Consider the following 19,328-nt stretch of genomic DNA (forward strand, 5'->3'; position numbering starts at 1 on the left):
AAGGTTTTTTGAAACATCTTTATGATTAAATCGGACCAAATATGAACATTGTTGACGGATTCGGTCAACAAATGGTCAACATTATAAATAATCTAGAATATTAAGTCATAAAACAGGGCAGATGATGAATTCTACCCCATTAAAAAAGCCAGGGAACTAATCCCTCGCTTTAAATACTTTATGTATAACATTAATTAATTTTTTTGATTTTTTCATTTACACTACATATATCATCCGGATCTATATCTTCAAACTCCAAATCAGAATTTTCATCAGATTTACTTTTCACTTCAATAAATAATTCTTCGCATACGTCTGGCCTTCTAGTAGTAATTAAATCTCTATCGATTACTAAATTGCTTAACAGAAATTCTTTGTCACAATCAATTATTGTTGTATTTTTAAAAGGATTTCTAGATACATCCGCGCTTTCGCTAACGTAACAATATGGTCTTTTCTTCTTATGTAAATGTTGAGGTTTTTGGGTCTGGCATTTTATAAACTTTTTGTCAGACCCTTCCCTCATACATATATACATATGTGAGCTTTGGGCCAACGCTGAATTAATACCTGGGAAAGGTACTTTCATTCTCACTACGTTTTTTTTATTAATCAACAAGTAAAACTCCTTCATCTGATAATTCTAAAAAAACAGGATTAATTAGTGATTCTTCACCATCAAGATCTTGCAGAACCTTTAAAAATTGGGTGCCCTTATTTTGCTCTATTTGTTCCATTTTTGATAAATCATTATTATTTACCAAAAAATTATTATTGGCAAGGCTTATAACGCTATGGGATTCAATAAGGTCAGGAGGGTACATCTGTTTTAAGCTGGCCATTAGACCTAAATCATCGTTATTTAAATCCTCTTTATCTAAATCAAGATGACTAACTTTCTTATTTAAAATTTCATCTTCTTTATTTGCCCAAATGTTAAATTCGTGCGTTAGATCTGATAATTCTTCATCATTTAAAATCCGACATAAGAACCCCGACAGTTTAGCCCGATTCTCGACAATCAGACCTTTGTTTCTGTGGTAACTTTGGTAAGCTGCTGAAGCAAATTTATCTGTACGATAAACGTGGTCACCATACACATGGCTAAAAACAGGTCCTTTTTCATACCCCTTAAGTTTATAAAAGTCAGAGTAACCTTCTTCAAGTTCAGAAAGGACTTCGTAAAAGAAAAGAAATTTCTGTAATTTTAAATTAGAATAAAATTCTCTATTGTGGTGGTCTAACAACCAACCACTTAAAGATTTTTTTCGATCTCCAGAATTAATGATATTTTCCACATTACCACCTCCTCTTTATTTTTATACTTAATTACACTATACACTTTTTATCGGAAGAGTGTACAATCAGTTTTAATAAATCAACTTAATTTCTAACATTGATAATATATTATTTCTATAAAAATTTCTTATTCCCTTCTTATTGTGAGATCAAACGATGAAACCCCTCATTGATTTGATGTACAATCACACTGCGTTGAAACAATATTTCCCTTTTAGTCTTCATATATAATCTGGACCGGCTGTTTATCTTTCAGAACCTCTTTTAAAACATAATCGTTTATGCTGTTCTCTTTAATACTCTGAGTGTTCTTGGTCTGGACTCTTCCCATGTAACATAACCCTTCCTTTTCAATACTTTAAGAAACGAATATACCGTTGAGACAGATTTCACTCCAATTAACGATTGTAACTCCCTAAACGTTGGTGGATAGTTATTATCTACCATGTAATCACAGATAACTTTATATACTTCACGCTGACGCTTTGTCATACAACCACCTCATCACTTTTCTTCCATTTTATACGAACATTTGTTTCATTACAAGACTAAAAGGGAATGTTTGTTCGTATTATAATTAGTATAGGAGGGAGACCAAATGGCTAATAAAATGACACCTGGATCGAATTTACGCTGGGAAAGCATGAGAATGATACTACCTGAGCAAAGAGAGTTATGGTTAAAGCATCAGAAAGATCAAAAGAAAGCTAAGAAACCATTGCTTGATGAACAACAGTGGCAAGAGTTTGAGTGGTTACTTGGTGAAGCGATGAGAGAAAATGAAAAGCTGACTTTTACTTATTGGAAGGATGGTTATTTTTACGATGTTACCGGTTTTTGTCATTACGTAAACATGAACCAAAAGCAGTTTCACGTAAAATCTGAGGATGAAGTACTTTACATTAAGTTCGATAGCATTTCAGACATTAGCAGGGCAGCGCATTAACTTAGCTGCTCTTCCGTTGTATCTATAATTACAATAAATTCATAATCATTTACTGGTTTCACCTGGCTTATTAGTGCAAATTCTATTCCGTTATTTCGATAAAAATCAAGAACTTTGTACAATTCGGTTTGTAACTGTTCACTGTTTTTAGCTTTGATCATATGAAGATCCTGGTTATTAACAACCTCTTTCACCAATGGTTATCACCTCCCTCTTTATAGTTCAATATTGATTACTAAAGTCCTACAAAAGAATTAAAAAAATAGCAACGAATTTTTCGTCGCTATCTTATTATTTGTGATGATATATTACTGATGTACAAATTGAGCGTCCAATGCTTCTTTTAGAAGGTTGATAAAATCTTCATCAAGGTCCAATTCTTTTGCTTTCTCGTAAGATTCTGACAAAACAGTCGTTGATACTTCTTCTAATTCCACGTTACTTTCCTCCTGTGTATTTTTACTCACTAGACCAATTTTAAATCAAGCGTATAATATTTCAATCACTTTTGGAGATTTTCTTACTTTTTATACTGCTTCCCCAATACCGAATAATAGCTCTAATAATAATGGTGACATCTGAACAAGGATAAATCCGATTGAAGCTGTCTGAATCGTGGAATATCCTTTTTCCTTTAGGCCAATCATGACAAGTAAAGCTCCGCCCGTAACCATGACAGCTGCGACAGGGTAGGATAATTGTGTGATAAGATCCACCAGAGGATCAAAGGCAGAAACAATCTTTTCTTTTACTTTGCCGTTCACGCTGACGGTTACGGCTTCTTGTGCATAGGCAGGCGTTGCCCCTCCAGCCAGTAATAATGGAACGGTGACGGATGAGAAGCGCTTCTTTCTTTTTGGCTGAGGGTGCAAAAACTCGCTTACCGTACCTACTGTTTTCACTTTCATGAGAAACCCTCCTATTTAATCTGTCCTGCCGTATAAACAGCAGCAGACAATCCTTCACATAATCTCTCCAGTTTTGGATGGCGACTCTGTAATTCGGTGATCCATATTAAATTAAAACGCTCGTTCTGATAGAACGTTCTGTACTTCTCTATTTTTTGTTCATTTTTTTGCATGGATTGAGAACAGTCCACTTCCACAAAGCACGGTATGTTCTGATAGTCAAATTTTGCGTCGCACACAATCGAAGTATTTCCTAATGTGACACGTATTTCATTCTCCCAAGACGAGGGGCAACCCATCATAATATAAAGCTGATTTCGTAACAAAAAATGTTGTACGTTTGTCGTTCTTTTCCGTACTACCTCCGCGCCTATTCTTTCTCTGCCGTTTTTGTTCAGATAATACACCTTCTGTAGTCCGTGCCGAAACGAGCATAAATAATCACTCATAGAATTTAATACACGATTAGCATTACGGTCACTTTTTAAATTATGGATTCTCTGAATTTGCGCTCTCGTGAGATAATCAAGCCGACGTAAACTCAAAAGAATATTCTCTGTCCTCTGTTCCTTTATGGCCAGATTGTTCACGTTCTCCCCTCCCTCTGATGTTGATATGAGGGCCAATCTTTTCTTTTATCGTGTCATTGGTCATATAAGGGCATTGCACGACTTCTTCTTTCACACGCTTATATATCGCTCTGCCTGGTATCTCTGGTAATTCTTCTGCCCCTCCCTTATCCAATACGGCTAAACTTTGCCGGTTGGTTTCAAGGATAAAACACACTCTCCCTCCTATATTAGGTCGTATTTGACTAGGTAACGTTTCATTTGTTGGATATTGGGTACAATATATAACTCTCAACCCTGCCCCTCTTCCTCTACGAACTAAATCTATTGTCAATTCGAGCGATTTTCCATCAAGGTCTGCAGCTTCATCTATCACTACGAAGTGCCGTTTCTTTTCTCCGGCCTCTTTTACATCTTCATATCCTGCATCCACTACTTCTTTTAATTTAACGCTCATGTTCTGTTGCACCTGCTCTAATACTTCTTTAGCTTCCTTTGGATCTCGAGCAACGTGTTTTACTTGATTAGCATCTTTAAAACGCTGGAAGGCGGCACCGTCTTTTAAGTCAATAAGAGAAAAAGTCACATTATCTGATTGTGACAGGATTAATGATGTGACGAGCATCTTTAAATATTGGGATTTACCAAAACCTGTAGCCCCAGCAACAACCATATGAGGACGTTTATCAAAATCATGATAAATCATCCTTTTACGATTCACTCCTACTGGCACTTCCCACCCTTTAGCCTTCATACTCTCATCCCACGGCAGATTATCGGTTAACGGTTCTTCATATACTTTTATTTTTAGCATACCGTCAAAAGCAAACTCCACTTCCTTTCGTGTACCTTTTGGATGGAATAGGTCTTTGATTTGTTTCAGAATGTCTTTGTTTAGCTGCAGCTGCTTTAAATCTTCAAAAGAAACAATTTGCTTCGTATTCAACCCGTCCTCTAATACATGCTTGTGCGCTTCTACGTCCTTCACAGACAGGCCATACGGAAGTTGAAATACATATTCCATCCCTCCTTTTATTTTCCTTTTCCTGTACAGGCGTATCGTTTTTTGTTTTCCATTTTCCTTCACATTCAAATTAGAATTTGCGAAAATGCGTTGGATTTTTTGTGCATCATTAAAAGATAAATTTTTATTTAAATGTGCAAAAGCTAACACGCCCCCGGCGACAAAAGATGAACTGATCTCTAATATCAAATCAACACCACCAATCATGTATATATAGAATATATAGTTGCGGAAGAAACGAACGTTCTTTTCTGCCGACAAACGCTGATATATCAACAAATCCGTCATACCTTTCTTGCTTCTGCGACGGTATTTGATAAAGAATATGCCGAATTGCTTGTCTTTTAGAATTTGTCCACATAAAAAAGTTTTAAAATACGGGAATACCTTTAAGAAGGATAAAAAGAATGTACCAAGAAATATAGATTAGGTGATGTGATATGACAGGGTATAAATGTAGGTTAAGGGTAATCCTCGCAGAAAAAGAATGGAGAATAGGAGAATTTGCAAAGCGCGTCAACATAAGCAAGTCTGCGATGAGTAATATTATCAATAATCATAGTGTACCTAGTTTTGATGTAACGTATCGGATATTAGAAGAATTAGATATGAGTATGCAGGAGATATGGGAGAAGAGGGAAGAAAGCAGGGAATAAACCCTGCTTATTGTTTCATTTCATCATAACGCTTCAATACGGTGGCCATTTGCTCTCGGGTAACTGGCTTACGCGGATCCTTACCGTTAAAAAGACCTTTCTCTTCTGCCCATTCCCAATTCTTTTCATGTCCGTTACTTGGCTTCTGTTCTGCCATGTCTTTTAATACCTCCTTTAGTTTTTCCATAGTCTTAGGCCCAGCAATACCGTCTACTTCTAAACCATATCGAGCTTGAAATGCTTTCACTGCTTCCTCTGTTTCTTGGCCATAATCGCCATCTGCACCATAACGAGGTAATTTCTCCCCTGCTTCAAGCAGATCTTCCTGCAGCTGCTTCACTTTTGAACCGTTGTCGCCGCGTTCTAATATTCCATCCTTTGTAGAAGAGGAAACATCTTGTAATAGATGCGTCGGACATTTGCCTGCTTTTAGATCACGCCAAGATAAACCGCCTGTCAACTCTAAATGAGGATAATCCTTAAAGCTCGTCCAATCCCCGCCCCAACTGAAACCAAGAGACTTTGCAATAGCTGCTACTCTGTGCCATTCTTTGTTCACGGTCCATAATGCTTGATTTCCATCCTCCGAAACTAAGAAAAAATCAATGGCCAATCCATAATTGTGTACAGATTGACCAGGCTTAGCGTTTGTTACCACGTTTCCGGAGGTGGTTCTCCCCTTATTATAAAGTCGTTGCTGCTCTTTGTTAGAACGATACCCAGAAGAGATTTGAGCATAAATGCCCTCCTTGTATGCTTTTTCAATCATTTGCAAAGCTTTATTTTTAACGGTTGGATGAACATCTCCCATATTTCGGATGCTGCGGTCTTTTAATTTTGAAAGGGAAACCATCATGGTTAGGCACTCCTATCCTTATCGTTTTCTTTGTCGCTTTTACTTCTCAGCACCTTAATAGCAGATAACAATTTTTCCGGAAGAGGCATATTCATTCGTCCAGCATTCTCTGTGATGCTTATGGCTTCATTTACCACATAAAACACAATCACTGCAGTGAAGATTACTGGCTCCTCTCTGGTTCCAGTTTCAACCAAAACAACATCGATTAAATTTCCAACAGCTATAATGACAAAAATAAAAGCCTTCTTGGCAATTCCAAAAAGGCCCGTTCTACTATTCAGCTCTCCTTCTTTATATGCAGCAGCCAATCCCGTAATATAATCAATTGCAACTAATGCTAAAAGAACATTGAGCAACACCGACCATTCCCCCCATAAGAAAGAAACGATCGCTGTTCCTCCTGCAGCCATCGTCTTCATACTTGTTTCCATCATATTACCTCTCCTTATTTATTGATAAATCCCTCTTGTGTTCGGATTCAGTTACTTCCAATCTCTCCTGGTATATGTTTCTTTTTCTTGTAGTTTATCTTGTACTTTTCTTTAATTTCTTTATTTTTATCTTTAAAATCATCAAGTCTCTTTTGCATTGTTTTAGATTCTTTTTTAAATTCTTTTTGCAATTCTTCTTTTTTATCTCTGATTTTGTCTTTTTTTCTTTTCAACCTTTGCATTCTTCTTTCAATCTTACGTTCTTTTTCAATGCTTAATTTTTCTTCTACTGTAACGTGTTTAATTTCTGTTTTTCCATCTGCATTTTTAAATAACATTCTAATTTTATTCACTAGAATTACCTCCGGCAGATTCTAAACGAACATCTTCATACCCTTTGCGTTTTGCTTTTATTTCATAGGAGAAAGGAATATCATCCCCTTCAACCGTAAAGCTGTTTGCATCTTGATCAGCAACATAAATTAAGCCTTTCCCTCTAGGTGTGAGAAAGACTTCATAATCTATATCAGTGTTTACTGTCTCTTTGAATAGAGGATCTATTTCAATCGTGCAAGCCCCCTCAACCACCTCAGCCCTTCCAATATCTCCAAAATAATATTCAGCCGTTTCGTAAGCATTAATGAGAATATCACCTATAGACGAAGGGACAATTGCATTTTTCGATCCGTCTACACTAAAGTCATCATCAACATTAACACTGCCCATCATTCTTATCCCATCATAATCATCAATAGCTGATGATAATTGGAGTTGATCCCAAGACGTAACACGCAAAACGGGGTCGAAATCTGGATCAGAAGTATCCCCGTAAAGCCTTATGAAAGCATCACCAGAACCATCAAAACTGTCGCCATTTGCAAATGCATGAAATGTAATAAATGGATCATCACTGAAAACTTCTGGATCAATAGAAATACCTATTGCTCCATCACCACCGTCAGAAACAGGTGTGTCGCTAGAAGCTGAAACGATTTTCCCGTCGCTTTCAATCAGAGTATAAGGGGCATCTTCGCTAGTTCTAAAAGTAGACCCTTCAATAAAACCAGAGTAAACACTACCTAATGTTGCTGTAATAGCAGCTAACGTATCGGCATAGATGTTACCACCATCAATTAGTGTTGTTCCGGTATATTTCCAATCTTCCACTTGGTCACTGGCATTCTTTGCATTATCTTTGACAGTATTAGCATCTTCGCCATCTACCCGTTGTGTGTCATATGCGGTGTTTAATTCTGTCACATCGCCAACCTTATCCCAATCCGATTCATCGAAACTTTCTTCGACTGATCTTGTCACTGTGCTTCGGTGCAACGTTTGTCCGTCTGCCCATAAATCGCCTTCATCATAAGGTGTGGTTGGTTCATTCACAAATACCCTTTTTTTTATGGAAGGATTATAATTGTCATCTTCATACGTTGTATCAGCACCCACTCTGATATTATTTGCAGCTAGCTGTCCTATTGCCCCGGCTGATAGCACGAATCCGTCTGCTGTGATAGCTTCTGAAAAGGATGCCCCGCCATCGTCGCTAATCCCCATCCCTGCTGAATTAAATACAACAACACGGTTAGGATCGTCCGGATCTATTGCCTGTATTCCATCTTCAAAATTTAACTCTGTTTCAGCTTCTGTGAGTGCTTCTGTTGCATTTTTCACAGCAGAATCCAGCACATTATACGGCAACGTTGTTCTACCTTCAAAAATGCTGTCCATTTGCTGTTTCGTACGGTTAAAGTCCGCTATGTCTTGTGTGACGTTGTTTTCAAAATTAGATAGGGTAAATACAGCAGAACGGTTTTGTTCCGGATAATCGGTAATCTCGATCACGCGTGCTGTAATGTCAATGTCTAAAGGTTCGTATATAACAAAGAGTTCGTCCCCGATTTCTAATTGTTCTGTGTCAACACCGGCATGTAAGAGTTCAACGGCTTCTATTTTAAATTTGATTTTTGGTGTATCTTCGATGATGTTTTCCAGGTGTTCTTGCATTCCTTCAGATGTAGTAAAACGTTCATCATAAACAGGTGGAGCATGGCGTATGCCATAGACATCTGCCATATCTGACGTGTATTCCTCTTCAATTGGATACGTTCCATCATCGTTTTGTTCGCCGCCAAAACCTTTGATATATGTGCTTAAATTAGAAGTATCAACTTCGCGTTCAATCGTCTTGATATTGTGCTTGTACCGAAACTGAATGTCTGTCTTTCGCCCGATTTGCTGATAGAAGCGTAAATGCGTACCGTCAATTTCTATCTCAGCCCCAAAACGGTTTAATATATCCTGTACAAGTGCCAGCGCGGTATCTTCACCAAAATTTTGGGCTCTTTCACTGTTAAACGAATCAATGACTTCGTAGGTATAATCTGTACCCTCAAGAGCATGGTCAAGATAATCTTGAATAGGATTACTCCCGGAAATGGTATCATATTGGTATTCATCCACCAGGTCAAAAAATGTCAGATCAGCTTGCAGCACTTTAATAGGTATTCGACCATGTGTACGGTCTATAACCTTCTTGATACGGTATTCTCGATCATCGTACTCGATCAGTGCTTCTTCCACAGCAAGATCAAAAGAGTGCTCGTTCCGTTTTGTTTTGTAAAGGGTAATGGTCAGCGAGTGTTCGCTATTCACCTTGCGTTTTCGCTCGATCTGATAGTCTGCGAGCCGTTCTGTATTGCCTTCTAAATCGGTAACTATCATGTAATCACCTCACTTAAAAAGGCTGCCCTTAATGGACAGCCTTGGTCATAAAACTATATAACATGTAGTTACTATAAATTATTGTAATTATAGTAGTCTGTAAATCTCGGATATTTTGTTTCGTGTATTTTATGGCTTGTTATCTCATCATATAATCCTTCCAAACCCTCAAATATTGGTATAAAATTTTTAGTAGTGAATGACCTTTTTTTGGCTTTTTTCTCATCAGAAAAATGAAAACTTGTTCCATCAAACACTAAATGAAAACAGTTTTTCGTATCAGGGCTGTAATGAATCCCACAATCTGTTGTTGTTTCTCCTGATATGCCATGTTGGTCCAGATTAATTAACCTGCTATCTATATGTTCAAAGAAATTTCTTAAATCCCTGAACTTGTTTGAATATCTTTTTACCTTGTTTAAGTGCGTTTTTAATTTTCCAGTGTCCTGTTTCCCTAAAGCAGTTGAAATTCTATACAAATCTGCTGTCATCGCTAATATACCTCTAAGTTGAAAATATTCGGAGGGTGAAATTTCTAAATTGATCACAACATTATTTTCGCCCGCCATCTGTATTGATGTAACATTTTCAATTTCTCCAGTTGTAAGATATCTTATAGATTTAAACAACGCTCCACCAGTCTTAAATAGCCAAGGAATCGTAGTTTTTATATTATTATTGTTTGATGAATTTAAATTTTCGTTTTCCCACCAATGAATTGCCAAGTTTACGTTTTGTTCTAACAACACCCCTAATCACCTCTCTTACAGATTTTTCGATATGCAAGAGCTGACTTCCTTTTTTTAATACTCATTGAATGAAGTATGGTAAACAAAATTTTTAAAATATATCAAGTAGATAGTTTAGTAATTAAATTCTACCTTCATCTTTCCATTTTTTTAATTGACTTTCCCAAAAAGGTGTTGTGCCGTCTTCTTTAATCTCTGATTCGACTTTTTCGATAGAAGCAATTTTTCGGATGCTATTTTCAGTGTTTAAATTTACGTAAACACCGTTATCTCTATTTATCTTTAAATCGTCAAAGTTTTCCATTTAATTACCTCCCAAAACTAACAATTGTTAAATGGTCAATTGTTATATCAGTAGAATCATTGTTAATTACTCTTATTTCTCCTGCCCCAGTCAAAGTGTGAAAAACTAAATTAACATTTCTTCCATCTAGTTGCGTATCTCCGAATACTAACATGTCCTCAACTTTATTAACCTCGGAATTGTCAGTGACTGTCCCGTTAGATATCAACGTTTTACCTAGATAGTCTGATTTGCCATTGGCAGACCCGAACATTGCTGACCTGTAGTAAACATCATAGTCAGCACCTTTAAAATCGGACTCTCCACGCATACCAAAACCACATGTGAATTGGCTAAAATTAACTGGAATAATTAAAGTAGACCCAGCTCCGATTGTTTCATTTTCAATTTTCCCTTCTTCAACAATACTCCCAGTTACGTGAACAAATTGAGCGCCGTCTATTCCTTTATTTTCTTCAAAAGCACTCCCATCTTCCGTTAAATGCTGCGGTACAAAATTTCCATCTTCGTCTGTAATTAAAATAGCCATGTTATCCCTCCTTTATATACCTAAATCATCTGCCAAGCTACGTGTTGAACCATTATATATTCGTATAGCAGATGCTTTTGAATCGCTTGGATCAACTAATCTGATACCCATGTTTCGCCCTTTATTGCGTATTTTTAGTTGGTCAGCAGCTGCTTCATTTGTTAGAGGAATGGTTTGATTCTTTGTTCGCAATTCTCCTGTTTTTGTGTAGGACGTTGGAGTAGAGTAGCTTTGCATCGGCATACCGCCACCTATAAATACGTTAGGCATTTCGAATCACCTTCTGTTCTTTCATGTTTACTTCTGGACCGTAAATTTCACCACAGCGTCCGCATTTCCAAGTTGTCCCTGTTGATCTCATCTTGGACAGTTGATACGAACCTCCTATTTCCATCACACTCACTTCTGAAAGGGGCAAAAACTTATCAAAGTGACATATATCGCATATAAACTTCATTTATAAATCACTCCGCAACCACATGCGCCCGTCGTACAGATCGGAGGGGTCAGATGTTCTTGTCTCTACTGCTAATGGTTTCGCGCTGTCCTTCTTCGCTTCACTTGCAGCAATTAAAACTTCTTGCAAGAATGTCTCTTCTTCCTCTTCGTCCGCTATTTCTTCTGATCCAATTTCTTCTAAAACTTTGACTTTCATCTGTTTTGTGGATATGCGTTCTGTGCTATCTCCGTTGTAAAACTGTATTTCCAAATCCCCTTCGCCAGCAACTTCCATCTCTTTTGTGCCAATTTCGTAAGGGATTACCCCGTCTTCAACAGACAGTACATGTGATATTATTTCTTTATCTGGCCTTCTGTAGTTCGTGATAATTTCGCCTAAACTACTAACATCAGCATCTTCCCCGTTTTCTTGCACCTGGAACTCAATGATATTCGTGTCATTCTGAATAAACATTGGTTTTTGAACAAAACCGTTTCTTTTCAAATCAACGACTACCGTTATTTTCTTTTGTGTATCCAAACCATCCACCTCCTATATATAAAGAAATCGAAAATCAAAGGAAATAGAAAAACTGCCCGATGTGCCGGACAGTTCAAAGTCGTTCCACCCCTCATCAAGCGTGATCAGCTTACGATTGGTGTCACTAAAAATGGTTAAGTTGTTTTTAAGGCTGCGTATTCCGTCTAGTGTGATCGTATCGTTACTGCCGCTGGAACCGGTATAACTCCATTCCTCTCCTGTTGTTGTGTTCGTGATCGTTAAATCGGTGGATTCTCCCTCATACTCAATTACAAGGTAATGTTCGCGCGGATCAATGGCAATATCGCTATCGTTCCATACAGAAAAAGACGTTTCTGTGAATGTGTATTTGATCGGCTGATCAGAGTAATCGGCTGTGATTTGGTAGGTTTCGTCCGTTTCAATTGGTCCCAGCGTTGTTCCTCTTGATTCTGCATAGGGAGAATCAGAAATAAACTCTATTTCAATAATAGCTGTAGTGGTATTTGCTCTCTCTGGTGTGTAAGCTCCGTTTGTTTTCACACGCCACCGTTTATTAGGGTCTTTCTTGTTAATGAGATAAAAATACGTTTTACCATTAAAAAGACGGTATACGGCATGTTTGTAACGGTGGTATCCTTCTGCATCTTTTCCTTTTATATGAAAACGCCCTGTTAAAGTACGCCCTCCGTATGTCGTACCCATGTCAATGAACCCGTCTCGCCCTTGTATGGTTTCTTGTTCATGAGTGGGAGAGGGCGAACCGACAATTAGTTCTAGACCGCGCAACCCGATCTTTTCTAAGTCGTATTGTACCCCGTCGGATTGTTCTACTATAATCATCCCTTCACCCCTCCTAACCTCATTTGGTGTGCTACTTGATTTCCTAACCCTACAGATATCGCTTCGATGTCATATTCATCCCTTACAGATAGATTAGCACCTTCAAACATGCCGCGGAAACTAATACTGACAGCTTGTGACCCGCTCGCAGGAAGATTTGAAACATCGTTGTTAACAGAGGGTACTGCTGCATCAGCCATGTTTTGAGCTGATTTTTCAATATCTCTTTGCATATCATCCATACCGAGAACAAGCCCCGCGCCTACTTGATTACCAACTTCATTCCTCATCACACGAGAAGGTGATCTTATATCCAATGCCCCTGAAATGGTATCTTTAACGTTGCTAGCAATGTTTCTGGCCTTGTCCATAACCGCACCAGCCATTGAACTGATACCGTCAGCAAGTCCTCGGATAATATCTGCACCGATAGAGAAAAGATTAATTCTTTCAAAGAATGATTGCACTTGACTCCAAAGTCGTTCTGCAGTCCGTTTAACATTGGTCATCCCATTACTTACAGCAGTTACAATGTCATTTCCAAACTTCTGTTTCACCGTTCTCCAAATATTTCCTAGAATGTCACGGAAAACAGAAAATAAATTGTTTAGCGCTGTCGCTGCAAATTCCTTAGCCTGATTCATTCCTGAATCGACACGTTTTTTTACGTTACCAATCGAATTTTGTACAACAGAAGTTATTTTTTTCCATATTTTGGAAAGGTAGGAAGACACGGATTTCCAGGAACTTTCCCATATTGATGTTGCTGCATCTAGCCCTATTTCTAGGAATTTTTTCGATGTGTTTATCCCATTTTCTATAATCGAAGAAAGCGCATTCCATACTGCTTGTCCAATCGACTTTATATTCTCCCAGGACGACTCCCAGTCCCCACGTATAAGGTTTAGTGATAACTGGATAATATTAGAAATAACTTGAATGGCTGAATCTATCACCGTTTCTATGGTGCTCCAGGTTGATTCTGCTATTGACATGAGATTGCTGCCCCACCTGTCCCATATATCCTGTGCTTGGCCGGAAAACCATTCGATGATATTTGAAATCGCCTCTGTAGCTGATTCTGTAAAATCCTGCAGTGTTGACCATAATGCCTTTCCTTCTGATTTAAGGGTACCCCATAAAGACAAAAGCGTATTTTTGATGTAGTTTTCCCAAATTTGTACCGCCGTGTCTTTGATCTTCTCCCATGCTGATATAACAGCATCTCTAAAATCATCATTCGTGTTCCAGAGATACACAAGTCCTGCAGATAACGCGGCAACTGCGGCAACCACCGCTAAAACTGGTGCAGATACGGTACCTATTACGGCGCCTAGTGCGGAAAATAATGGCGTTAGAGATGATATAGAGCTGACAATTTGCCCGAATACCACAAGCATAGGACCGAGCGCTGCTACTAATGCTGTTCCTCCTGCTACAACCCCTTGCATAGATGGGCTAAGATTAGCGAACCACTCAACCATTTCTAGGATTTTATTTCCGACTTTTTCAAAAATAGGTAAAATGTTATCTTCAAACGCTGGAATAAGTTGATCCATGAGGACAGGAATTAACTGTGCGCCAATTTGTTGACCTAACCCTTTCATACGAGTACCCAAATCTTCCATTTTGTCATTGAATTCTTCTGATTTTTTAGCAGCATCCTCGCCGATCACATGACCGAATTCCTGTGCTTTATCGCGCCCGTTCTGTAAGCTCTCTGCTCCGGCATTAATGGCCGGCATAAGTTCACGACCTAACTTTTTACCGAAAAGATCGGTTGCCGCCTGTGCTCGGTCTTGTTCGTTACTCATCTGGCTGATACCTTCGACTGCCTGCATCATGGCATCATCTGTAGACAGTGTTCCGTCTTTCAATGCTTTCATGTTCACGCCTGATCTTTTTAAAGCATCACTATACTTTTCATTTCCTGCTCTAGCTTCACCAATACGGGTATTAAGACGGCCTAGAGTCTTCTCTGTGTCTTGTTGGCTTAATCCTGCTTGTCCAAGTGCATATTCATATTCTTGATAAGCTTCTGTGCCTACGCCTACTTTTTGAGCGTTCTTAGCTGCTGCATCCCCAGCTTGCGCCGTCTTTGTGACCAACGCACCTAATCCTGCGGTAGCTCCGGCAATTGGACCAGATACCCATTTAGTCATAGTGCCGCCGACATTTTTCATACCTTTTCCTACAGAATCCATTTTTTTAGATACGTTTTGCATGCCTTTTTCAAACCCAGATGTTTCCGCACCTATTTTCACGCTCATTTCCGATAATGTTGCCATTTCCTCACCTACCTTTCCTTAAAAGGCATAAAAAAATAGCCCTCGTCGGAGCTATTTCGCAAATTTATTTTTCATTTCATGGATAAGATTCTTATGTTCTTCAATGGAGACTACGTTACCTTGATCAACGTTCTTTTCACGACCCAGTAACTTATCCATGCTGATTTTCTTTTCTTTCATGGCTCGTCTGTTTAAGAGAGCCACCCACGCTTCGCGTTCCATAAATCCGTCTAGTTTTAAATCAAACTCTCTCGGTGTCATGTGCCAAAATTCAGAGGGGCTTAAATCAAGCCAACCGTAAGCACACCGCTCACGTTGGTCCCAATCTAAGCCCCCTTTTTGTTTTTTGTTCCACCTTGTTGTTTAGCTAAAGTGCTGTTGTTAAATACCGTTTTTATCTTTTCCCCTATTTCCTCGTATGTTGTTTCTTCGTCTTCAATAGAATCATCAATCCATTCATCTACCTCATCAATGGTCAACGTCTTATCAAAACGGCGCATGCACGCCCAAATCATAACACCCATATTATCGATAGATTCCACGTCTACCTCATTAAAAATTTTTGCGAAACTCATGCTATAATATTCTTCCATAGTCTTCATTGCAATGTGAGAAAAGCGTAACTTTCTTGTCTTACCGCCTAGTTTAATTTCTTGCATAATATCCTCCTTATATTAAAAAAGAGAGGGTTCCCCCTCTCCTTATGCTGCGTCCACTTCTTCGTATTGCCCTTTTCCTGTTAGTTCAATGGAATACGTAGCAACATCATCATGCGGTGCTTCAATACTTAAGTCTGTAATAACAGCTTTCCCTTCGTATTTTTTACCATTTGGGAACTCAAATTGAACCAATATAACTTCTGCATTTAAGAAAGCTGTATCCAGCGCCTCGAAAGCTGGATCCGATTCTTGTAGCACCCCGTCACCGCTGATGGACCAGTTGCCGTTACCATAGTCTGAATCTGCCCAACCGCTGTTGTCTTTGCTTGTCATATCTATGGTGTCATACCCTCTTGTGAATGTTCCTCCACGTTGTGCTGCAATTGGTTCATATGCCGGGGTAGACTCGTCACCTGTATTTACATTAATTAAAAAATCTACACCTCTCATTCTATATCACTCCTTCTCAATAATAATTCGGTATTGTAATACACCGTGTTTGGTCTTACCGTCCTGGTCGTCGATAATATCCGCATACTCCAGGCGATTCATATACATAGAAAAACCACCGCTCATAGGCAGTGGTTCACTTTGTAATGACTCTTGTATAGCATTCATAATGTCCGATGTTTCTGCAGTTCCGTTCTGGCTCCATATGTCAATTTGAAAGGTTGTATCAGCACCATCAGATAACTTTGTATCAAATGGAACGCTTGTCGGCGGACCATAACTTACATAAGGGAACTCGGCACCGTCTGGAGGGTCGTCATGCACTCCTGTCACCATTTCAGAAATATCATTGTACAATCTATCATCAATTGCAACTTGAATGTCCCACATTGAAACAATCATGGCTTGTTAAATTCCTTTGTGAGATCGGAAAGAAATTTAGGCCTGTTCATCTCTGCAGATGGACGTACAAAAGGCTGCGCCGGATGGTTTACCGTCCCCAATTCAATCCAATGTGCTCGGAAACCGTCTGGTTTTTGGGGTCCAACCTTCGTTGTAAAGCCGTTGTCTTCTGTAACTGTTGTTATGCTGTCTTTCGTTTCCCCTGACAAGTAAGCAACCTTGCTTTTTTGAGCAGTTTCTACTAGTTTTGCAGTCGATGAAACAACATCTTTAACTCCTGTTTGTTTGGCTTTGGTCCACTTCTGTATTTTTTGTACAGTTTCATCTAACCCTTTAACTTCTACCTTCAAGTGACCACCTCCGAACACATCAAATGGATCTCCCTATTCATTTCATTTAAATTAAGCACAGCTTCTATTTCAAAAATACGATCGCCATACTTCACGCGCATTTGTGGTTTAACGCCTTCTCTGTACCGCATTTCCACTCGATGTGAAAGCTTTGATTGTACCTGCTGCGCTTGGTATCTTTCTGTACCAGACAGAGGAACAACGCGTGCCCATGATTCTAAAAACGTGACCCATTCTGTTTCATAAGTGCCGCCGGGTTGACGGACACTTTCTTCATTTTGAATGAGTATACGCTGACGAAGTTTCCCTGATCGAATAGGTCTCATACCGTATGCACCCTTTCAAACATCGCTTGTACCGTAAACGGTAATTCGACTAATTGTTGATCAGTAGTTGCTTCGCGATTTTCATAAAAATGACCAGTTAGCAAGAGTAAACCAAGCACAAAGTTTTCTGGAATATCGTCTTGAGACGGATAGCCAGCAGTGAATGTAATCACGATCGAATCTTTTTTGTAATCACTCGGCCATTCACCTTCTTGATAAATACAACCTGGCTCGATATCGCTATCCACACGGTAAATAGACTCGCTTACTGTTTGTGTATCTCCATTTTTATCGATGTAATTTATACTATCAACCGTTTGTAATGGTGGGTATGGGAGTTTAATCGTTTCTTGAAATGACGGAATTGTTACTTGCCACGTTTGCGTCATGAAAGCACGGTAGGTAAGATTTTGTTCTGCATATTCGGTGGCAGCTTTCAAATAAATTTCTAATAGATCATCTTCATCGTTGTAATCAATACGAATATGCTTTTTCACTTCCGTCAAGCTGATAGGCAGTTCTACGGGGGAAGAAATTCTTTTTCTCATTAATCATCACTCTTTTTCTTCGCAGGCGTTTTTCGCTTTGTTGTCGCGTTTTCCGGAGCTGTTTTTGTAGCCTTTTGCTCTCCTGCGGGTTTAGCATGACCAGCTTTGATTAATTTTTCCGCCCGTTCTTTATCAATTTCAACCGTTTTTCCTTTTGGATAGCTAAAGTCTACACCTGCAACACTTCGTAGGATCTCAATTTTCATATCCTCACCTTCTTTCTAAAGAAAAGGAGCAGGTTCCCCTGCCCCTCACTCATTATTATGCAGATGCCATTTTCAATAGTTTCACAGCTTCAGTGAGAATTAATTTCCCATCGACCCTTTGACGGAGTCTAAACCCAATCTGTCCGTTTGCAGCATATAGCTCGTCCAAACGTTGCATGACGCGTCCTTGACGATCTGCAATCCAGTAATAGCTATAATCACCAAAAGCAATTGGCGTGTTATCTGTATCCATACTAGGGGAATTGTCCGAAATAGCCAATGGACGACCAAGAATACGATCGGCTTGTCCAGCTTGTAATCCAGGCTGCCAGATGTATTGATCATTCGCATCTTTGAGTTTACGAATGGCTTTTGCTGTTGAATCCGCCATCATCCATGTAGCACGGCGGCGATATGGACGGCGCAAGGAATGGAATAGGTCAATGAGTTCATCTGTGGTGATCGAATCGGTACCTGCAGCTGTTGGTCCTGTTTCTGCATCACGGAAAAGGCCAGTAGGTTTCCCGGTACCATCGCCGTTTACGAATGCTGCCTCTTCTGCTTCTGCAAACGATCGAGCAAAAGCATTACGGACATAAGATTCAATGTTAAACGCCGAGTCATTCAGCAATTCTTCAGATACTTTCATGATGCGACCTAGTTTATGCGCCCCGATCACCTTCTGTGCGAATTCAGCATCTGATTCAGAATAAGATGCTTCTTCATCTAACCAAGACGCCGAGCCTTTATCTGCTTCTACAGGGATTTCACGAGAACCAGAAGACGTAGAAATCACGGTAGCAAGCCCGCGCATAATATTACGATCTTCTAATTCTTGAACAAGTTGACGTTCAAACTCATCCGGCACCGTGTACCCGCCAGCACTGTCAGTTCCTACCGCGAGGGAACGCACTTCTGGATGCATCAGTTGATCATATTGCTCGGCACTTAGTGCATTACGACCCGCACGTTGAGCACGCCAAAAGGCAGAACGATATTCTTCAGTAGCACGTGGATGAACATTTCTTTGTTCTTGTTTCCCTGTTTCTGCATTAGGATCTTGATGTGTTTGACGACCGCCGCGCTGTTCCAGCTCATTTTCAATACCGGCCATCTGCTCTTCACGCTGTATTTGCTTTCCGCGTTTATCCACATCGGCCATAATGCGATCATATTGCTGTTCTTCTTCTGCTGTTAAATCACGTTTTTCTCCTTTTGCTTTATCCAAAATCCCTCTAGCTTCTTTCACCAATGCTGCACGCTTTTGTTTCATTTCTAAGATTTCTTGCATTGTCAT

The 19,328-nt window shown here is 39.3% G+C and carries 31 protein-coding genes; 2 read left to right on the forward strand and 29 right to left on the reverse strand.

Going from position 1 to position 19,328, the window contains the following annotated elements:
* Window positions 1–190: 190 nt before the first annotated feature.
* The 3 genes from FZF09_RS21565 to FZF09_RS21575 all read right to left on the reverse strand — a co-directional run bounded on the left by FZF09_RS21565 (window position 191) and on the right by FZF09_RS21575 (window position 1,791).
* Window positions 191–616, reverse strand: coding sequence for a hypothetical protein (locus FZF09_RS21565; RefSeq protein WP_158738604.1), 426 nt, complete (start codon window positions 614–616; stop codon window positions 191–193).
* A complete protein-coding gene (locus FZF09_RS21570; protein ID WP_158738605.1) occupies window positions 609–1,298 on the reverse strand; it encodes a hypothetical protein in 690 nt (229 codons plus the stop codon). Before FZF09_RS21570 ends, FZF09_RS21565 begins: the two co-directional genes overlap by 8 nt.
* A gap of 280 nt (window positions 1,299–1,578) precedes the next feature.
* A complete protein-coding gene (locus FZF09_RS21575) occupies window positions 1,579–1,791 on the reverse strand; it encodes a LexA family protein (protein WP_158738606.1) in 213 nt (70 codons plus the stop codon).
* Between the two features lie 106 nt (window positions 1,792–1,897).
* Between FZF09_RS21575 and FZF09_RS21580 the strand changes: the two genes are divergently transcribed.
* On the forward strand, window positions 1,898–2,245 hold the full coding sequence (locus FZF09_RS21580) for a YolD-like family protein (RefSeq protein WP_158738607.1): 348 nt from the start codon (window positions 1,898–1,900) through the stop codon (window positions 2,243–2,245).
* On the opposite strand, the gene FZF09_RS21585 is transcribed toward FZF09_RS21580, so the two are convergent.
* The 5 genes from FZF09_RS21585 to FZF09_RS21605 all read right to left on the reverse strand — a co-directional run bounded on the left by FZF09_RS21585 (window position 2,242) and on the right by FZF09_RS21605 (window position 5,034).
* Window positions 2,242–2,442, reverse strand: a complete 201-nt coding sequence (locus FZF09_RS21585) for a hypothetical protein (protein WP_158738608.1) — start codon at window positions 2,440–2,442, stop codon at window positions 2,242–2,244. The genes FZF09_RS21580 and FZF09_RS21585 overlap by 4 nt on opposite strands.
* Window positions 2,443–2,553: 111 nt before the next feature.
* Entirely contained in the window at window positions 2,554–2,682 is a 129-nt protein-coding gene (sda, locus tag FZF09_RS21590; protein ID WP_158738609.1) for a sporulation histidine kinase inhibitor Sda, read from the reverse strand.
* A 90-nt stretch (window positions 2,683–2,772) separates the two neighbouring features.
* Window positions 2,773–3,153 (reverse strand): hypothetical protein, encoded by a 381-nt coding sequence (locus FZF09_RS21595; protein WP_158738610.1) that lies wholly within the window; start codon window positions 3,151–3,153, stop codon window positions 2,773–2,775.
* Window positions 3,154–3,164: 11 nt separating this feature from the next.
* Window positions 3,165–3,698: a replication-relaxation family protein gene (locus tag FZF09_RS21600; protein WP_233269596.1), complete on the reverse strand. Its 534-nt coding sequence runs from the start codon at window positions 3,696–3,698 to the stop codon at window positions 3,165–3,167.
* A complete protein-coding gene (locus tag FZF09_RS21605; protein ID WP_158738612.1) occupies window positions 3,679–5,034 on the reverse strand; it encodes an FtsK/SpoIIIE domain-containing protein in 1,356 nt (451 codons plus the stop codon). Before FZF09_RS21605 ends, FZF09_RS21600 begins: the two co-directional genes overlap by 20 nt.
* A 152-nt stretch (window positions 5,035–5,186) precedes the next feature.
* Between FZF09_RS21605 and FZF09_RS21610 the strand changes: the two genes are divergently transcribed.
* On the forward strand, window positions 5,187–5,402 hold the full coding sequence (locus FZF09_RS21610; protein ID WP_158738613.1) for a helix-turn-helix domain-containing protein: 216 nt from the start codon (window positions 5,187–5,189) through the stop codon (window positions 5,400–5,402).
* Between the two features lie 7 nt (window positions 5,403–5,409).
* Here FZF09_RS21610 and FZF09_RS21615 read toward each other — a convergent pair whose 3' ends face one another.
* The 21 genes from FZF09_RS21615 to FZF09_RS21715 form a co-directional block, all read right to left on the reverse strand.
* Entirely contained in the window at window positions 5,410–6,258 is an 849-nt protein-coding gene (locus FZF09_RS21615) for a peptidoglycan-binding protein (RefSeq protein WP_158738614.1), read from the reverse strand.
* A gap of 2 nt (window positions 6,259–6,260) precedes the next feature.
* A complete protein-coding gene (locus FZF09_RS21620) occupies window positions 6,261–6,695 on the reverse strand; it encodes a phage holin family protein (RefSeq protein ID WP_233269597.1) in 435 nt (144 codons plus the stop codon).
* Window positions 6,696–6,739: 44 nt separating this feature from the next.
* Complete coding sequence (locus FZF09_RS21625) at window positions 6,740–7,045, reverse strand: hypothetical protein (protein ID WP_158738615.1); 306 nt, start codon at window positions 7,043–7,045, stop codon at window positions 6,740–6,742.
* On the reverse strand, window positions 7,038–9,419 hold the full coding sequence (locus FZF09_RS21630; protein ID WP_158738616.1) for a phage tail protein: 2,382 nt from the start codon (window positions 9,417–9,419) through the stop codon (window positions 7,038–7,040). The genes FZF09_RS21625 and FZF09_RS21630 overlap by 8 nt, the downstream gene beginning before the upstream one ends.
* Window positions 9,420–9,490: 71 nt before the next feature.
* A complete protein-coding gene (locus FZF09_RS21635) occupies window positions 9,491–10,165 on the reverse strand; it encodes a hypothetical protein (RefSeq protein ID WP_158738617.1) in 675 nt (224 codons plus the stop codon).
* A gap of 124 nt (window positions 10,166–10,289) precedes the next feature.
* Window positions 10,290–10,472, reverse strand: coding sequence for a hypothetical protein (locus FZF09_RS21640; RefSeq protein WP_158738618.1), 183 nt, complete (start codon window positions 10,470–10,472; stop codon window positions 10,290–10,292).
* A 4-nt stretch (window positions 10,473–10,476) separates the two neighbouring features.
* Complete coding sequence (locus tag FZF09_RS21645) at window positions 10,477–11,001, reverse strand: hypothetical protein (protein ID WP_158738619.1); 525 nt, start codon at window positions 10,999–11,001, stop codon at window positions 10,477–10,479.
* A 12-nt stretch (window positions 11,002–11,013) separates the two neighbouring features.
* Window positions 11,014–11,271, reverse strand: a complete 258-nt coding sequence (locus FZF09_RS21650; RefSeq protein WP_158738620.1) for a hypothetical protein — start codon at window positions 11,269–11,271, stop codon at window positions 11,014–11,016.
* A complete protein-coding gene (locus FZF09_RS21655) occupies window positions 11,264–11,458 on the reverse strand; it encodes a hypothetical protein (RefSeq protein ID WP_158738621.1) in 195 nt (64 codons plus the stop codon). Before FZF09_RS21655 ends, FZF09_RS21650 begins: the two co-directional genes overlap by 8 nt.
* Window positions 11,459–11,980: a BppU family phage baseplate upper protein gene (locus FZF09_RS21660; RefSeq protein ID WP_158738622.1), complete on the reverse strand. Its 522-nt coding sequence runs from the start codon at window positions 11,978–11,980 to the stop codon at window positions 11,459–11,461.
* Between the two features lie 12 nt (window positions 11,981–11,992).
* The gene (locus tag FZF09_RS21665) at window positions 11,993–12,802 is read right to left on the reverse strand and encodes a phage tail family protein (RefSeq protein ID WP_158738623.1); all 810 of its coding nucleotides are present in this window, start codon (window positions 12,800–12,802) and stop codon (window positions 11,993–11,995) included.
* The gene (locus tag FZF09_RS21670; RefSeq protein ID WP_158738624.1) at window positions 12,799–15,090 is read right to left on the reverse strand and encodes a phage tail protein; all 2,292 of its coding nucleotides are present in this window, start codon (window positions 15,088–15,090) and stop codon (window positions 12,799–12,801) included. Before FZF09_RS21670 ends, FZF09_RS21665 begins: the two co-directional genes overlap by 4 nt.
* A gap of 51 nt (window positions 15,091–15,141) precedes the next feature.
* Window positions 15,142–15,351 carry a hypothetical protein gene (locus tag FZF09_RS21675; protein ID WP_233269598.1) on the reverse strand — a complete coding sequence of 70 codons (210 nt, stop codon included), beginning with the start codon at window positions 15,349–15,351 and terminating at the stop codon, window positions 15,142–15,144.
* Window positions 15,352–15,416: 65 nt separating this feature from the next.
* Window positions 15,417–15,749, reverse strand: a complete 333-nt coding sequence (locus FZF09_RS21680) for a hypothetical protein (RefSeq protein ID WP_158738625.1) — start codon at window positions 15,747–15,749, stop codon at window positions 15,417–15,419.
* 42 nt (window positions 15,750–15,791) lie between these two features.
* Window positions 15,792–16,199: a phage major tail protein, TP901-1 family gene (locus FZF09_RS21685; protein ID WP_158738626.1), complete on the reverse strand. Its 408-nt coding sequence runs from the start codon at window positions 16,197–16,199 to the stop codon at window positions 15,792–15,794.
* Window positions 16,200–16,205: 6 nt separating this feature from the next.
* On the reverse strand, window positions 16,206–16,601 hold the full coding sequence (locus FZF09_RS21690; protein WP_158738627.1) for a DUF3168 domain-containing protein: 396 nt from the start codon (window positions 16,599–16,601) through the stop codon (window positions 16,206–16,208).
* On the reverse strand, window positions 16,598–16,951 hold the full coding sequence (locus FZF09_RS21695; protein WP_158738628.1) for an HK97-gp10 family putative phage morphogenesis protein: 354 nt from the start codon (window positions 16,949–16,951) through the stop codon (window positions 16,598–16,600). Before FZF09_RS21695 ends, FZF09_RS21690 begins: the two co-directional genes overlap by 4 nt.
* Entirely contained in the window at window positions 16,948–17,277 is a 330-nt protein-coding gene (locus FZF09_RS21700; protein ID WP_158738629.1) for a phage head closure protein, read from the reverse strand. Before FZF09_RS21700 ends, FZF09_RS21695 begins: the two co-directional genes overlap by 4 nt.
* A complete protein-coding gene (locus FZF09_RS21705; protein ID WP_158738630.1) occupies window positions 17,274–17,825 on the reverse strand; it encodes a head-tail connector protein in 552 nt (183 codons plus the stop codon). The genes FZF09_RS21700 and FZF09_RS21705 overlap by 4 nt, the downstream gene beginning before the upstream one ends.
* Window positions 17,825–18,031 (reverse strand): hypothetical protein, encoded by a 207-nt coding sequence (locus tag FZF09_RS21710; protein WP_158738631.1) that lies wholly within the window; start codon window positions 18,029–18,031, stop codon window positions 17,825–17,827. Before FZF09_RS21710 ends, FZF09_RS21705 begins: the two co-directional genes overlap by 1 nt.
* 55 nt (window positions 18,032–18,086) lie before the next feature.
* Entirely contained in the window at window positions 18,087–19,328 is a 1,242-nt protein-coding gene (locus FZF09_RS21715; RefSeq protein ID WP_233269599.1) for a phage major capsid protein, read from the reverse strand.

The sequence above is a fragment of the Alteribacillus sp. YIM 98480 genome, assembly GCF_009765375.1.
GTDB lineage: Bacteria > Bacillota > Bacilli > Bacillales > Marinococcaceae > Alteribacillus.

Bases quoted from the DNA above. Each gene is read 5' to 3' on its own strand.
- FZF09_RS21575 (WP_158738606.1), bottom strand. From the start codon at position 1,791: ATGACAAAGCGTCAGCGTGAAGTATATAAAGTTATCTGTGATTACATG.
- FZF09_RS21580 (WP_158738607.1), top strand. From the start codon at position 1,898: ATGGCTAATAAAATGACACCTGGATCGAATTTACGCTGGGAAAGCATG.
- FZF09_RS21595 (WP_158738610.1), bottom strand. From the start codon at position 3,153: ATGAAAGTGAAAACAGTAGGTACGGTAAGCGAGTTTTTGCACCCTCAG.
- FZF09_RS21605 (WP_158738612.1), bottom strand. From the start codon at position 5,034: ATGACGGATTTGTTGATATATCAGCGTTTGTCGGCAGAAAAGAACGTT.
- FZF09_RS21610 (WP_158738613.1), top strand. From the start codon at position 5,187: ATGACAGGGTATAAATGTAGGTTAAGGGTAATCCTCGCAGAAAAAGAA.
- FZF09_RS21615 (WP_158738614.1), bottom strand. From the start codon at position 6,258: ATGATGGTTTCCCTTTCAAAATTAAAAGACCGCAGCATCCGAAATATG.
- FZF09_RS21620 (WP_233269597.1), bottom strand. From the start codon at position 6,695: ATGATGGAAACAAGTATGAAGACGATGGCTGCAGGAGGAACAGCGATC.
- FZF09_RS21630 (WP_158738616.1), bottom strand. From the start codon at position 9,419: ATGATAGTTACCGATTTAGAAGGCAATACAGAACGGCTCGCAGACTAT.
- FZF09_RS21640 (WP_158738618.1), bottom strand. From the start codon at position 10,472: ATGGAAAACTTTGACGATTTAAAGATAAATAGAGATAACGGTGTTTAC.
- FZF09_RS21645 (WP_158738619.1), bottom strand. From the start codon at position 11,001: ATGGCTATTTTAATTACAGACGAAGATGGAAATTTTGTACCGCAGCAT.
- FZF09_RS21650 (WP_158738620.1), bottom strand. From the start codon at position 11,271: ATGCCTAACGTATTTATAGGTGGCGGTATGCCGATGCAAAGCTACTCT.
- FZF09_RS21655 (WP_158738621.1), bottom strand. From the start codon at position 11,458: ATGAAGTTTATATGCGATATATGTCACTTTGATAAGTTTTTGCCCCTT.
- FZF09_RS21665 (WP_158738623.1), bottom strand. From the start codon at position 12,802: ATGATTATAGTAGAACAATCCGACGGGGTACAATACGACTTAGAAAAG.
- FZF09_RS21670 (WP_158738624.1), bottom strand. From the start codon at position 15,090: ATGGCAACATTATCGGAAATGAGCGTGAAAATAGGTGCGGAAACATCT.
- FZF09_RS21675 (WP_233269598.1), bottom strand. From the start codon at position 15,351: ATGACACCGAGAGAGTTTGATTTAAAACTAGACGGATTTATGGAACGC.
- FZF09_RS21680 (WP_158738625.1), bottom strand. From the start codon at position 15,749: ATGCAAGAAATTAAACTAGGCGGTAAGACAAGAAAGTTACGCTTTTCT.
- FZF09_RS21685 (WP_158738626.1), bottom strand. From the start codon at position 16,199: ATGAGAGGTGTAGATTTTTTAATTAATGTAAATACAGGTGACGAGTCT.
- FZF09_RS21690 (WP_158738627.1), bottom strand. From the start codon at position 16,601: ATGATTGTTTCAATGTGGGACATTCAAGTTGCAATTGATGATAGATTG.
- FZF09_RS21700 (WP_158738629.1), bottom strand. From the start codon at position 17,277: ATGAGACCTATTCGATCAGGGAAACTTCGTCAGCGTATACTCATTCAA.
- FZF09_RS21705 (WP_158738630.1), bottom strand. From the start codon at position 17,825: ATGAGAAAAAGAATTTCTTCCCCCGTAGAACTGCCTATCAGCTTGACG.
- FZF09_RS21710 (WP_158738631.1), bottom strand. From the start codon at position 18,031: ATGAAAATTGAGATCCTACGAAGTGTTGCAGGTGTAGACTTTAGCTAT.
- FZF09_RS21715 (WP_233269599.1), bottom strand. From the start codon at position 19,328: ATGACAATGCAAGAAATCTTAGAAATGAAACAAAAGCGTGCAGCATTG.